The 11,896-nt window shown below is 65.1% G+C and carries 13 protein-coding genes; 9 read left to right on the top strand and 4 right to left on the bottom strand.

Features of this window, described 5'->3' with window-relative positions; all coding sequences use genetic code 11:
• Positions 1-56: 56 nt before the first annotated feature.
• Positions 57-278: a hypothetical protein gene (locus tag ACIBG5_RS35555; protein WP_396395939.1), complete on the top strand. Its 222-nt coding sequence runs from the start codon at positions 57-59 to the stop codon at positions 276-278.
• A gap of 486 nt (positions 279-764) precedes the next feature.
• Here ACIBG5_RS35555 and ACIBG5_RS35550 read toward each other — a convergent pair whose 3' ends face one another.
• Positions 765-1,838: a fatty acid desaturase family protein gene (locus ACIBG5_RS35550; RefSeq protein WP_396395938.1), complete on the bottom strand. Its 1,074-nt coding sequence runs from the start codon at positions 1,836-1,838 to the stop codon at positions 765-767.
• A gap of 493 nt (positions 1,839-2,331) precedes the next feature.
• On the opposite strand from ACIBG5_RS35550, the gene ACIBG5_RS35545 reads away from it, so the two are divergent.
• Both ACIBG5_RS35545 and ACIBG5_RS35540 read left to right on the top strand, forming a co-directional pair.
• The gene (locus ACIBG5_RS35545) at positions 2,332-2,817 is read left to right on the top strand and encodes an SRPBCC family protein (protein ID WP_396395936.1); all 486 of its coding nucleotides are present in this window, start codon (positions 2,332-2,334) and stop codon (positions 2,815-2,817) included.
• Between the two features lie 223 nt (positions 2,818-3,040).
• Positions 3,041-3,223, top strand: a complete 183-nt coding sequence (locus ACIBG5_RS35540) for a hypothetical protein (protein ID WP_396395935.1) — start codon at positions 3,041-3,043, stop codon at positions 3,221-3,223.
• 66 nt (positions 3,224-3,289) lie between these two features.
• On the opposite strand, the gene ACIBG5_RS35535 is transcribed toward ACIBG5_RS35540, so the two are convergent.
• Complete coding sequence (locus ACIBG5_RS35535) at positions 3,290-3,733, bottom strand: Hsp20/alpha crystallin family protein (protein ID WP_396395933.1); 444 nt, start codon at positions 3,731-3,733, stop codon at positions 3,290-3,292.
• A 123-nt stretch (positions 3,734-3,856) separates the two neighbouring features.
• On the opposite strand from ACIBG5_RS35535, the gene ACIBG5_RS35530 reads away from it, so the two are divergent.
• Together ACIBG5_RS35530 and ACIBG5_RS35525 are read left to right on the top strand one after the other, a co-directional pair.
• Positions 3,857-4,513, top strand: coding sequence for a hypothetical protein (locus tag ACIBG5_RS35530; RefSeq protein WP_396395932.1), 657 nt, complete (start codon positions 3,857-3,859; stop codon positions 4,511-4,513).
• 104 nt (positions 4,514-4,617) lie between these two features.
• The gene (locus ACIBG5_RS35525; protein ID WP_396395931.1) at positions 4,618-5,034 is read left to right on the top strand and encodes a CBS domain-containing protein; all 417 of its coding nucleotides are present in this window, start codon (positions 4,618-4,620) and stop codon (positions 5,032-5,034) included.
• 584 nt (positions 5,035-5,618) lie between these two features.
• Here the strand turns inward: ACIBG5_RS35525 and ACIBG5_RS35520 are convergent.
• A complete protein-coding gene (locus ACIBG5_RS35520; protein WP_396395929.1) occupies positions 5,619-6,524 on the bottom strand; it encodes a manganese catalase family protein in 906 nt (301 codons plus the stop codon).
• Positions 6,525-7,598: 1,074 nt separating this feature from the next.
• On the opposite strand from ACIBG5_RS35520, the gene ACIBG5_RS35515 reads away from it, so the two are divergent.
• From ACIBG5_RS35515 to ACIBG5_RS35505, 3 genes are all read left to right on the top strand, one after another.
• Entirely contained in the window at positions 7,599-7,772 is a 174-nt protein-coding gene (locus ACIBG5_RS35515) for a CsbD family protein (protein WP_396395927.1), read from the top strand.
• Between the two features lie 585 nt (positions 7,773-8,357).
• Positions 8,358-8,996: a sigma-70 family RNA polymerase sigma factor gene (locus tag ACIBG5_RS35510; protein ID WP_396395926.1), complete on the top strand. Its 639-nt coding sequence runs from the start codon at positions 8,358-8,360 to the stop codon at positions 8,994-8,996.
• A gap of 458 nt (positions 8,997-9,454) precedes the next feature.
• Positions 9,455-9,727, top strand: coding sequence for a GlsB/YeaQ/YmgE family stress response membrane protein (locus tag ACIBG5_RS35505; protein ID WP_396395925.1), 273 nt, complete (start codon positions 9,455-9,457; stop codon positions 9,725-9,727).
• A 774-nt stretch (positions 9,728-10,501) separates the two neighbouring features.
• On the opposite strand, the gene ACIBG5_RS35500 is transcribed toward ACIBG5_RS35505, so the two are convergent.
• Entirely contained in the window at positions 10,502-11,479 is a 978-nt protein-coding gene (locus ACIBG5_RS35500; protein WP_396395923.1) for an iron-containing redox enzyme family protein, read from the bottom strand.
• 81 nt (positions 11,480-11,560) lie between these two features.
• On the opposite strand from ACIBG5_RS35500, the gene ACIBG5_RS35495 reads away from it, so the two are divergent.
• Positions 11,561-11,776 carry a CDGSH iron-sulfur domain-containing protein gene (locus ACIBG5_RS35495; RefSeq protein WP_396395922.1) on the top strand — a complete coding sequence of 72 codons (216 nt, stop codon included), beginning with the start codon at positions 11,561-11,563 and terminating at the stop codon, positions 11,774-11,776.
• The last annotated feature ends 120 nt before the right edge of the window (positions 11,777-11,896 follow it).

Genomic DNA, 11,896 nt, shown 5'->3' with positions numbered 1-11,896 from the left:
TCTGGCGGGAGTTCTCGATGACACAGACGAAGTCCGCCCGCGGAGGGGATCGATAGATGAGCTTCAAGCGTGGTGACGAGGTGGCGGCTGCGACTGACCTCGGCGGGTTCTGGCAGGGAAAGATCCCAGCCGGTACGCGCGGCGTGATCGATGAGATCGACGAAACGGATGCGTCGCCGGTCTTCACAGTTACCTTCACCATCGAGCAGGACGACCTGCTCACCCCGCACCAAACGACTGTGACGGGGCTGGGCGTCACGGAGCTGAGCGAGCGATGAGGGCAGGGTCAAGGGAAGGCCGGCGCTGCGACGGATGATCGCGACCTGCAAGCCGAAAGGCGAGGCGGACCAGACCAAGGCGAACCTCGAGCCGGCCGGCGAGAATGCGATGGACGCCTTGAAGGATTGATGCCCTGAGTGATGGTCGGTCCCTGGGGCTGTCGTCTCAACACGGGGGTCGAGGACGGTCATGAGCTCGAGATCGGCGCCGTCCCTGGACGTCGAGGACGGGGCTTCGCCCCGGTGACTACGGGTTCCTGTGGAACTGGATCTGTTCGGCATCGAGCCATTCGGTGGTCTCGACGTCGTGCTCGTCGTGGTGCTGAACCAGCCCTCGCCAGCCGGACGGCTGGTTTTCACAGGCGATGAGCCATCCCGGGCGCCAGTGACCGCGCGACCACACGTACACGTGAGCGGGCAACGCAAGGTGATCGAGCCGGTTTAGGTCTCGGTGCGGTCCACCATCCCTGCTGTCGGGGTGCGCGCTCATGAGGCGTCAACTGTTGCTGCTGAGAGGGGGTTCGGACGGCGGAGTTGGCGGCCGACGTCGTGCATGTGCCGCAGTCCCTGGGCGTAGGAATCGATGATCCCGGTGGACATGTAGGGGATTCCGATGCGTTCGCAGTACGTGCGGACAGCGGCTTGGGCGCGGCGCAGGTTGGCGCGGGGCATGCTGGGGAAGAGGTGGTGTTCGATCTGGTAATTCAGGCCGCCCATCATCCAGTCGGTGACGGCGTTGCCGTTGACGTTGCGGGACGTGCGGACCTGCTTTTCCAGGTGCCCCCAGGTCGTGGCATGGTCGGGCATCTCCATACCCTTGTGGTTCGGAGCGAACACGCTACCGAGATGCAGTCCGAACAGCGCGTGGTGCATCGCAGCGAAGACGAGGGCCTTCTGCGGCGACATGATGAGCAACAGTCCACCGAAGTACGCCGTCAAGTGGATGGCGATCAGGCCGAGCTCGATGGCGGCCCTGCGGCGCGGCCGGCGGCTGACCAGGTAGCTGATGCCGGAGATCTTGAGACTGATGCCTTCGAGGCTCAGCAGCGGGAAGAAGATCCGGGCCTGATTGCGGCTGAGCCAGGCGTACAGTCCCGTGCGCCCCTCGGCTTGGTCGAGAGTCCAGACCAGTACGCCGGCGGCGACGTCAGGGTCCTTGTCGGAGTGATTGGGGTTGGCGTGGTGGCGGTTGTGCTTGTCGTTCCACCAGCCGTAGCTCATCCCGAGCAGCAGATTGGCGTGCAGTTGCCCGATGGCGTCGTGGATTCGGCGGGATCGGCCGATCTGCTGGTGGCCGGCGTCATGGCCGAAGAACGCGGCGCGGGTCGTGAAGATCGCGGCCGGTACGGCGAGCAGCAGTACGAGCCAGGAGTTGCCGAGGAGGATCAGCCCGGCGACGACGGCAGCCAAACACAGCAGATTGATCGCCATCGAGACCAGGTAGTGCCCGGTACGGCGCTCCAGCAGTCCAGATGCCTTGATCTCGCGCAGCAGCGGTGCGAAGTCGCTTCCTCTTGACTGCTGGGTGGGACGGTCCAAAAGGACGCTGGTGGGTGCCATGGGTTCCTCGAATCGTGATGGCCGGTGGCTCTGGGATACGCAGTTCCGCGGAGGCGGGTCCCGCGCGGGTCTTGGCGCCGGTCACGACAACGAAAAGGTCACTCACGAAATACAACGCTGCAGGATAGAGAGGAATTCCGGTCCTCAACTGCGGCGACTGCGCGTCAGAAGGCTTCAGGTACCCCGAGAACATCGCTCCATGCCGGTGTCAAAGAGATTCTCCGCGACAGAAATGCAGGACCCGGATCGGCAGCCGGCCATGCTTGGTGGGGGATGATCGGCCAGCCAAGCTGTGGTCTGCTGCAGATGAACGGCCAGCCGGCGGCCGAGAACACCCACGAGTGCGGTGCTGACGGGAGCTTCCTGCATTTCGCTGTGCGCCTGGCCGCGGAGGGGGGACGACACCCGTGAGACCTGTCGGCGTCGTACCTGCACCCCCTCCGCATTCGTGCTCCTCAGCAGTAGAAGGGATCGTGGTGGGTACCGAGCGGCTATGAGTGAGAACAAGCGGGTGGTGCGTGCTTCGGCCGCGGATGTGTTCGCGGTGCTGGGAGACGGGTGGTCGTACGCCGGATGGGTGGTCGGCGCGGCACGCGTCCGGTCGGTGGATCAGGGGTTCCCGGAGGCCGGGACGAGCATTCACCACTCGGTCGGTGTCTGGCCGCTGATGGTGAACGACGTGACCACGGTCGAGGAGTTCGAGCCGGACCGCCGGTTGGTGATCAAGGTCCGCGTCTGGCCCGCCGGAGCCGGCCGGGTCGAGTTCGTTGCCACGATCCGCCCGGACGGCTGCCTGCTGGTGATGCGCGAGGAGGCCGTCGAACGCCCCGCGAATCTGGTCCCGAGCCCGGTCCTCGACCCGCTCTTGCACTGGCGCAACACCGAGACCTTGCGTCGCCTCGCCTACTTGGCGGAATCACGAGCAGGCCTGCACCAGACCCATCCTGCTGTCGCCAATGTGCAGGAAGGTCCGCAATAAAAGTGTTGAGTTGCCAGGTAAGCGCATCCAAGCGATGCATACGCGGTGGAGTGTGACTTGGCGGGCAGCCGCATCACCTGGTCTGGGACTTCGTTCATGGTCGGTTTTGTTCAGAGTCCTCCGGCGTACCGGTATCAGTCGGGCGCGTCCGTCGCCCGGTGCTTCGGAGGGCCGCGGGGGCGACCGGCAGGTCGTCGCGGGGGCACCAGACCGAGAGGGATGGATGGCCGGCTTGCCCTTCGCGACGGTGGCCGTGCAGTCCATCCGCGGCGGGTGGACAGGGGTTGTCGAGGGGCGGCTCGTACGGCGCTTCCCAGCAGGCAGAGATCACGGCATCGAACTCGGCCCGCATCAGCTCGTCATCGGCGAGCGCCAGGTCGAGGAAGGCCTCGTCCTCGTCGAGTAGCTGCTGTGTGTCTACCGCCATCGATCTCACCCCGTCGACAACAACAAGCCCTGTCGCGGCGTCGGGTCAGGCGTTGATCTGCTTGCGATCGCTGTCGGTGTTCGCGATCGAGATCTTGCGCGACTTGGCCCGCTCGGCGATCGGAATCCTCAACGTGAGTACGCCGGCCTCGTAGCCGGCCTCGATCCGGTCGGCCTCCAGCGTGTCACCCAGGAACAGCTGCCGGGAGAACACCCCGAGTGGACGTTCGGCGACCTGCATCTCCACGTCCTCACCGAGCTCCAGCGGCCTGCGTTCGGCCTTCACCGTCAGTACGTTGCGCTCCACGTCCAGATCGATCGCATCCGCCGAGACGCCGGGAAGATCGAAGGAAACGACGTACTGGTCGCCCTGCCGGTAGGCGTCCATCGGCATGGCGGTCGGCCGCGACCACGTGCCCGGCGCCTGGCTTCCGAAGACCTGCTGGGTCAGCCGGTCGAACTCTCGGAACGGGTCTGTGCGCATCAACATCGTCCTGCACCTCCTGTGTCATCGAGTCAACTGGTGCCAATACGCACCTCCGGTATAACATGTCATCGAAACGATGACAAGCATGGATGTCATCTAATAGCTGACACAACGAGGAGGTGACGGGTGGCAGCCGACCTCCGGCCAGGAGACGCCCCGGCTCCGGTCGCCGATGCGCTCGCCGCAGTGGAGCAGACCGTCCAGCAGCTCACACCCCAGGTCCTCGATCCTGGCGGTTCAGGGGCCGGAGTCGACTCGATGGACGTGCTGGCGGCGCTGGCCGAATTGCGGGTCGTGCAGAACCGGCTCGCGACCTGGGAGCCGCTGCTCATCGGTGCCGCGCGTGAACGGGGAGTGAGTTGGACCGAGCTCGCCCCCGCGCTCGGCGTCGCCAGCCGGCAGGCCGCCGAACGTCGCTATCTGCGACTCAACCCGCACACGACCGACCAGGACGGGATGACCGGCGAACAACGAGTGCAGGCAGCCCGCGACCGGCGCGCCGGTGAACGCGCCGTCTCTCAATGGGCCCGGGACAACGCGGCCCGCCTGCGCCGGCTCGCGGCCCAGATCACCGCGCTCGACGACCTCGACCCCGCCACCCAGGAGAGCGTCGATCGCGTTCTTCACGCGCTCGGCGACAGGGACACCGCAACCCTGCTGGTGCCACTGGCCGAGGCCGGGGCACAGCTCGAGGACAGCAACCCAGTCCTCGCCGGGCAGGTCGCCGACATCAACGTGACCACCGACCAGCTACGAACCGAACACGCAACCAGAACGCAGTGACCATCCCGTTCGCCATGACTTTGAGATGTTGGCGAATGTAAGCCCGGCGGTGGGGCACCAGCGGGAGACCATGCGAACTACGAGGTCCTGCGAGGTGTTCGAACATGACGACCGCACGTGAGTTGATGACCGCCGGTGCCGAGTGTGTCGGTGAGAACGAGAGCCTGGTCGAGGCCGCCCGCAAGATGCGGGAGTTGGACGTCGGCGCCTTGCCGATCTGTGGTGATGACAATCGGCTGAAAGGGATACTGACCGACCGCGACATCGTCGTGAAGTGCATTGCGGACGGTGGCGATCCGGCATCGGCGACAGCGGGGCAGTTCGGGCAGGGGAAGCTGGTGACCATCGGGGCCGACGACAGTGCCGAAGAGGCGATGAAGACGATGAGCGACCATCAGGTACGGCGGTTGCCGGTGATCGATGGCCATGACTTGGTCGGCATGCTGGCCCTGGCCGACGTCGCCCGCAGCCTCGGCCACTCCGACACCGGTGACGTCGTCCAGGACATCTCTCAACCCTGACGATCCCGCCCAGGCCCGGCGAGCGGTGCGCCGCCGGGCCTGGACGGAAGTTGCCGGAGGTTGTCCTCGAGGTAGCGAAGTACTTGCTTGCGACAACCGCTGGGTGTGCCGAGCTGTCTAGGCGAGCTCCGCGACCGCGCCTACTCCGGTAGGCGTCAAGGACGCGGCGCCCCGCCACCTTCCGCCTGACTCGGATCACGAGAGGCGCCGGTCCATCGCCGTACCCCCAAACCTGGAATGACGGTCCGAAACACCCAGAAGGAATCGTGAGAAATCTGCCATGGGTTTCCTCGCATCATGGTGGCGTGGTAGCCGAAAGCGGCTGGCGCAGCGGCTGGTCTGCGCTGGTTATCGGGAGGAACAGCTCTGCGAGCCTGCACTGGGTCACACGGTTCCATCGCCGGAGATCCCTGCGCGCGGCTAGGCACCGGTCACGACAACCAGACGTTGACTTGTATCTGGGATGCCGCAGCACGGCGTCGAATTCCGGAGTCGCTCAGGCACCGGTCTCAACGACCTACCTCCGTGCCGCCACCGCCACACCGGGACGCCCACCTGTCTCAAGCGAGCGTCCCGTCAGGCGGCTACTTGCGTGATCGTCGGGACTTCTTGCCCGACTTCTTCTTCGTAACCTTCTGGGCTGCCGACCTCGTCTGGGATTTCACCGTGCCCTTCAGGTCCTGGACAGGGGAGTAGGTGCCGTACAGCGCCGGGTCCGGTGCGGGGGCGGAGGCCGGGCCGCCGAGGGGTTCGGGATCGGTCAGATACTCCAGCGGGTCGTCGCCATCGGTCCAGCCGCCCTTGGGTCCGTCGGTGCCGTCGGACAGGCGCCAGATGGTGTGGTTGTGGTCCTGGTCTTCTTCGTCGAACAACGCGTTCGGCACGATCGGCGTTTCGAGTCCGTCGGCTTCGAGTTCCTCGATCGCCTTCAGCCATTGCTTCTGGTGCACGGTGTCGCGGGCGAGGTTGAACTGCAGGGTTGCCTTGACGCCTGGATCGTCGGTCATGTTGTAGAGGCGTGCGGTCTGCAGGCGGCCGTGCGCCTCGGCGGCGGCGTTCGCGCGGAAGTCCGCGAGCAGGTTGCCGCTGGCGACGATATAACCGCCGTTCCAGGGCACTCCCTGGGAGTTCGCCGGGAGTGCGCCGCCGCCGGCGATGATCGCTTGTTGCGGGTCCATCCCGCCGATGATCGCTGCCATCACCGGGTCTTGGACGGCTTCGGCCGTCACGGTCACCGGGGCGCCTTCGAGAAGTCGCGCGACCATGGTGGCCAGCATCTCGATGTGGCCGATCTCCTCGGTCGCAGTGTCCATCAGGAGGTCCTTGTACTTGCCTTCCATCCGGCAGTTCCAGCCCTGGAAGAGGTATTGCATCGTCACGCTCATCTCGCCGTAGGCGCCGCCGATGAGCTCTTGCAGCTTGCGCGCATAGACCGGATCCGGACGCTCGGGCTTCGCCTCGAACTGCAACCGCTTCGTATGACGGAACATCGCGACTCCTTTGTCGACCTCAGAGCATTGGGAACCAAACGCAGTCCTGACTGGACTCACGCCTGGCCGGTCGGCCTAGGTACCCACCAAGCAGGCCCAGATGCGTTGGCGTGGATGATTTCTTGGCGTATCGGGAAACTTCAGGCGACGGTGGAGCGATCCGGTGCCGCGCAACGCGGTAGGCCTACTGATCATCGGGCCCCCTGGCCTTGGTGCAGGCGTGCTTCCACGAAGTGAGGAATGCGTGCGGGCACAGGACGAGCAAGGAGCATCTGGTCGCGCGCGACCGGGTGCTTCAGGTCCCGGTGTTCAGAGCAGCAGGACCGGGACCGTCCAGAAATCGACCTGGTGGCTTCTTCGACTTCTTCAGGAAGGATTCGCACCAGACCTGCGGCACCTGCAACGGAGCAACCTGACAACACGGCCAGGGACCAGATCCGGCTCGTCGAGCAGCTGCTAGCGATGGGCCGCTCCGATTCGTGTTTCGAAGACCTGGAGGGAAGAAGTTCGGGAGCTCACGTGGCCGACGGCAGCTGCTCTGGCGCCGCTCCGGGGAGCGGGCTGTGGCCATCGGCTGGGTGCGTGACCGGCATGTAGAGGAAGTTGCCGAGGTGATCCCTCGCGGGCTGATGGGTTCGGGGATGGTGGATCAGCCGGTAGGTGAGGCTGCCTGGGACCTCGAGTGCTTCCGGTGGGTTTTCGTCGTCGACGCGCCAGGACTGTCCGTGCGCTGGGCCGCCGTACCCACGCCCCACTGCGGGCTGCGTGTGCGATGTTGTGACCGATGTGATCACCTCTGGAGCCGTGTTCAACGAGGGATGGTTGCCGGTGTCCGGGGTAACGCTTCGCCGAGGATGACGCTGTGGTCGAGTGCGCTGAGATTGAGGTACCCCGCGGCCTAACCGCCATTACCGTGGCACGCGCTCGATCGGGGTCACTAATTCCTGCCTGTCGTACATGGCAGGTGCGCGCGATCACCTGGGCGGTCTCGCCGCCAAGCTCACGCCGCATGCATGCAGCCCGCAACGGTGGGCAGCCGGGGCCTAGCGCAATGCGACTAGGCAGAAGAGATTGATGGGCACGGACGACAAACTCAGGAACGCGGCCGAGGAAGCCAAGGGCAAGGCGAAAGAGAAGGCCGGTGATGCGGCCGACGATCGCGACCTGCAAGCTGAGGGCGGTGCGGATCAGACGAAAGCTGATGTCAAGGAGGCCGGCGAGAAAGTAGAGGACGCCTTCGAGGACTGAAACCACCCCTGGTGTCGCCCAGGTATTGGCGCAGCAATGGAGTGTCGATCAGTCCTTGGGCGACGTCACGGAGGTTGCGTTGCAGGATGTTCACTGCTCGATGGAATGTGCCTGTTCGGTTCGCAGAAGTGTGCCAGCGGCCGACGACATTCTGTCAATCACCCAACTGATGTGTGCGCCGATGGAAGTGCCGCCAGATGGGTTGCGGTCACGTGCCTCTCAACCCCATCTGCCAGGGCGAAACCTGTTCGGCCATTGGGGCGACCCAGAGGCTGACAACACGAGGGCAGCGGAGGCATCGGCGTCCGCTGGCTGAATGCGTAGCGAGCCGGATCGGTGATCCGTGTGTATGGCCTTGGGTACCGTGACCACAGGAGCCTGGGACACATTTCGCCGCGGTCAAAGATCGGCCAGCTTCCGGCGAGGCCGCCCCAGATTGTGATGACTACTCGCTCTGTGTCTACATCGTCCGTGTCCTGTGAGCACCAAAGCGCACTGACGGAATCTCTACTTCGCACGGCGTCCGAAGAGGCCGGCGTTCGCCGTGAGGACCTGCTCCAGGAGGCCGTCGTCCAAGGCGCCGCGATGGCGAGATCGCTTGCGTTGAGGTACGACGGCCGTGGTGTGGAACGGGAGGAATTATTCCAGGTCGCATACGTCGGTCTCGTCAAGGCCGTTCAAGGGTATCGACCGGGTCCGGACACGGACTTCCGGTCATACGCATTCCCGACGATCCGGGGTGAGATCAAGCGACACTTCCGCGACTATGCGTGGGCTGTTCGCCCGCCGCGCCGGATCCAGAATCTGCAGGCGTCGATCAGTGCCGCCGAGGGCGAGCTCGCGGCTGGTTTGCACCGTTGGCCGACAGAGCACGAGTTGGCTGACCGCATCGGGGTTCCGGTGGAGGAGATCAGGGACGCGCAACGTGCCCTCGGTTGTTTTCACCCGACGTCGCTGGACGCTCCGCTGCGGGTCGACTCATCGGTGTCCCTCGGCGGTATGGTTCCGGATCGGGCGGACACGTTCGAGTTGGTCAACCAGCTCGAGACGCTGCGGCCAGCCGTCGAGAACCTGGGAGATCGGGACAAGTTGATCCTGCGCCGGCGGATGGTCGATCACTGGAGCCAGGCCGAGATCGCCTCCGAGATCGGAGTCAGCCAGATGCAGGTCTCGAGGCTCCTGAGCCGGATCATGGGCGTCCTTCGCTCCGCACTGGCTGCCTGACCGCGCCGCCTGGGCAATGCCCCCGGGGAAACAACATCAGCTGGCGGCCGGATGGAGGTTTGTAGCGGCCGCATTGGGCTGCTCGAGCGGCGGGAACAGACGGGGGCGTCAGATGACGTCCGCCACGAATCACCCGGCCGGTTCATCGGACACCGGGGACAGTTCGAGAAGAGGTAGGCAATCTGCAGGGTGCGGCAGCCGATGCCGCACGGGAGACTGCCGCCGAGTCGTGATCCGCGTGGAGTGATCACATCGGCACCGTGCGCGCGCTTCCGAGCCGCCCACCGTGACCATTGCGAAGCCGTTGTCGGTCATCCGCCGGACGTAGCCGGCGCTGTGGCAGTGATCCCAACGGTCTCCCTCCTGGCCGCGAGTATCGGGGTTTGTGGCTTGGGCACAGGGCTGGTTGCTGCGGTCATATCACCTCAGCGATCCGGAGCTACAAGAGGAACGGAACCATGGAGATCATCGGAGTCATCGTCGCCGGCATCATCATCGGCCTGCTCGGAAAGTTCGTTGCGCCGGGCAACAAGGACAACATCCCGATCTGGCTCACCATCCTGTGCGGAATCGGCGGAGTGATCATCGGGTGGTTCGTCTACACCGCGTTCGGCGGTAATGGCAGCCCAGGCGTCGACTGGGTGCGGTGGATCGTGGCTATCGCGATCTCGGCTGTGCTGGTCGTCATCGCATCCTCGGTGACCGGGCGGAACACCTCCACGCGGAGCTGAAACAATTACGTCCGAGGTAGCTACTTACACGGGACTGCCCTTGACCGGGGTACCGAGAACCTGCGGCCGATGTTCCCTTGACGGCCCCTTCCGGCACGGTGGGTGTGCTGGAGTCGTGCACCGTGCCCCCGGACGCGTTCGACTCGGACGACGAATCGTTCGCAGATCCTGCCAAGGCACACGTCAGTCGGAGTTGCGATAGCCCGCAGGGAGGCAGCCTCGCGGAGGCGATCAATGCCGCGAGCTGGTCGGCCACGCGATGGGCATCCTGATGGAACGGTACGACGTCCACCGCGCGTTCGCGATCCTCAGGAGGTGTTCCCAGACACCAACACCAAACCTCGCGACGTCGCCCACCAACTGATTGTCAGCCGCCGGCTCCCAAGACGTAGCGCGCTGACACGCCTTCGACGATTTAGAACCCTCGGCTCGCGTTTCCTCGTCGGCGACGCGGACGCCGTAGCGCTAGATCAGCTCGCCGCCGGGCCAGCCTGACATGCTCAGAGGCGACCGCCGGGTTGAACGCGTTCGACCTCGCGGTCCGGGACACCGAGATCTTCCATGTTCCGTCGCTGTTCCATCAGACACGGGCAAGCGGTGGCAATTGGCGACAACCGTTGAAAGGCAGATCCACAGGTTAGACCGGGATCCGTCGCCTATCCACCCGAACGGTTACGAGCACGGAGCAGATCTACACAAGCGATGAGCCATCCGGGGTGCAACAGCCGTGCAACCACAGGTTCACGTGGACCGGCAACTGGACCTGGTGCGTGTTCATGAGGTCGTCGCCGGCACGCCGACGGTCCAGGAGGTCATCAAGTGTTCGGCGATGAGGTTGTCGAGGCCGAGGGAGCAGGCGGCGCCGAAGATGATGTCGATTGCGTTCTCGCGATGTTGCGCGGCGTAGGTGTCGCAGAGATCGTGCGCAGCAATCTGTTCATGGACTGCGTCGGCTTCGACGTGTTCGGTGAAGTACTGCGCCGCAACGGAATCCGCACCTAGTCGAGTTGCGCCGGCGGCGTACCGTCGGTTGGGGAGCGTGGACGTCATCTCCAGAGCGGCCAGATGGCCGATGAGTGCGCCGGTCCACCTGCGGTGCAGGGCGAACAGGGACATCACGTTGGAGTGCGCCAGGGTGACAGCCGGTACGTCGGGAACGTAGTGCCCGTAGGTGTCGTCGAGGTCGAGCCATCGCATCGTCGCGCGGAACAGTTCCGCGTGCATGCGTTCGGGACGGCCGCCGCCGTACTCGTCGGCCTGGATCTCGACCAGCGCTGCCTTCGCCGCACCGTCCAGCCTCGGGATGCCGAAGCTGTGCGGATCGGCCTCCTTCAGCTGGTACACGGACCGATTCCTGACGAACTCGCGGAACTGTTCCAGCGTTGCGCGCCGATGCAGGTGGGCTGCTAACGGCGGCCCGTGATCGGAGTGCACCAGTTGCCTCAACAGCTGTGACGGCTTGGCGTTGGAGTCCGCCGGCGACGGCATGTGCGCGCGTCGCAGCCAGGCCGACCATGGCACCTCGAGGGCGGCTCGCAGCGCCAGGACAGCGGGATCCCATTCCGCTTCCGGGTCGATCCCGTCGAAGCCCCGGTAGTGGAGCTCGTAGCAACACCACAACGTCAGCTGGAGGTCGTCGTCTGACCACGGCTCGTCGTCGACAGCAACCGTTGGGTGCGGGGACGTCGTGGCGTTGCGCAGGTATGCGATCAGCCAACTGCTCAACGGGCCTCGTGGCTGTGGGAGTTGCATGGTGCCTCCTTCAAAGAGCCATTCAGTACCCGGGGACAACCGGTCCATGCCGCGGTGATTCGGCCCGGGTACCGGACGCCTGTGAGCATCAGCGAAGCGGATCAGCCCGACCGCGTGACGATCCGCGCCTATCCGAACGGACCCTTGCTCGTCCGCGGCCCGCTCGAACTCCGCGACGAGCACGGCGAACCGATCGACTCGGGACGCGCCACCATCGCCTTGTGCCGCTGCGGCCGCTCGTCCATCAAGCCCCTCTGCGACGGCACACACGCGATCAACCGCAGGCGCAAGCAATAGCGCAACACCTGGTGGGTTTGGTGGCGGGTACCGGGCGGCCAGTTTCGGGGTGGTACGGCAGGGTGCCATGTCAGTAAGTCCTTGTTGCGAGGCAGAGATGCTGCGCCCTTCGGCCTAGGC

The sequence above is a fragment of the Kribbella sp. NPDC050241 genome (assembly GCF_044459685.1).
Classification (GTDB): Bacteria; Actinomycetota; Actinomycetes; order Propionibacteriales; family Kribbellaceae; genus Kribbella.
This window is presented reverse-complemented; position numbering and strand designations above follow the sequence as displayed.

Bases quoted from the DNA above. Each gene is read 5' to 3' on its own strand.
- ACIBG5_RS35555 (WP_396395939.1), top strand. From the start codon at position 57: ATGAGCTTCAAGCGTGGTGACGAGGTGGCGGCTGCGACTGACCTCGGC.
- ACIBG5_RS35550 (WP_396395938.1), bottom strand. From the start codon at position 1,838: ATGGCACCCACCAGCGTCCTTTTGGACCGTCCCACCCAGCAGTCAAGA.
- ACIBG5_RS35545 (WP_396395936.1), top strand. From the start codon at position 2,332: ATGAGTGAGAACAAGCGGGTGGTGCGTGCTTCGGCCGCGGATGTGTTC.
- ACIBG5_RS35540 (WP_396395935.1), top strand. From the start codon at position 3,041: ATGGCCGGCTTGCCCTTCGCGACGGTGGCCGTGCAGTCCATCCGCGGC.
- ACIBG5_RS35535 (WP_396395933.1), bottom strand. From the start codon at position 3,733: ATGTTGATGCGCACAGACCCGTTCCGAGAGTTCGACCGGCTGACCCAG.
- ACIBG5_RS35525 (WP_396395931.1), top strand. From the start codon at position 4,618: ATGACGACCGCACGTGAGTTGATGACCGCCGGTGCCGAGTGTGTCGGT.
- ACIBG5_RS35520 (WP_396395929.1), bottom strand. From the start codon at position 6,524: ATGTTCCGTCATACGAAGCGGTTGCAGTTCGAGGCGAAGCCCGAGCGT.
- ACIBG5_RS35515 (WP_396395927.1), top strand. From the start codon at position 7,599: ATGGGCACGGACGACAAACTCAGGAACGCGGCCGAGGAAGCCAAGGGC.
- ACIBG5_RS35510 (WP_396395926.1), top strand. From the start codon at position 8,358: ATGGCGAGATCGCTTGCGTTGAGGTACGACGGCCGTGGTGTGGAACGG.
- ACIBG5_RS35505 (WP_396395925.1), top strand. From the start codon at position 9,455: ATGGAGATCATCGGAGTCATCGTCGCCGGCATCATCATCGGCCTGCTC.
- ACIBG5_RS35500 (WP_396395923.1), bottom strand. From the start codon at position 11,479: ATGCAACTCCCACAGCCACGAGGCCCGTTGAGCAGTTGGCTGATCGCA.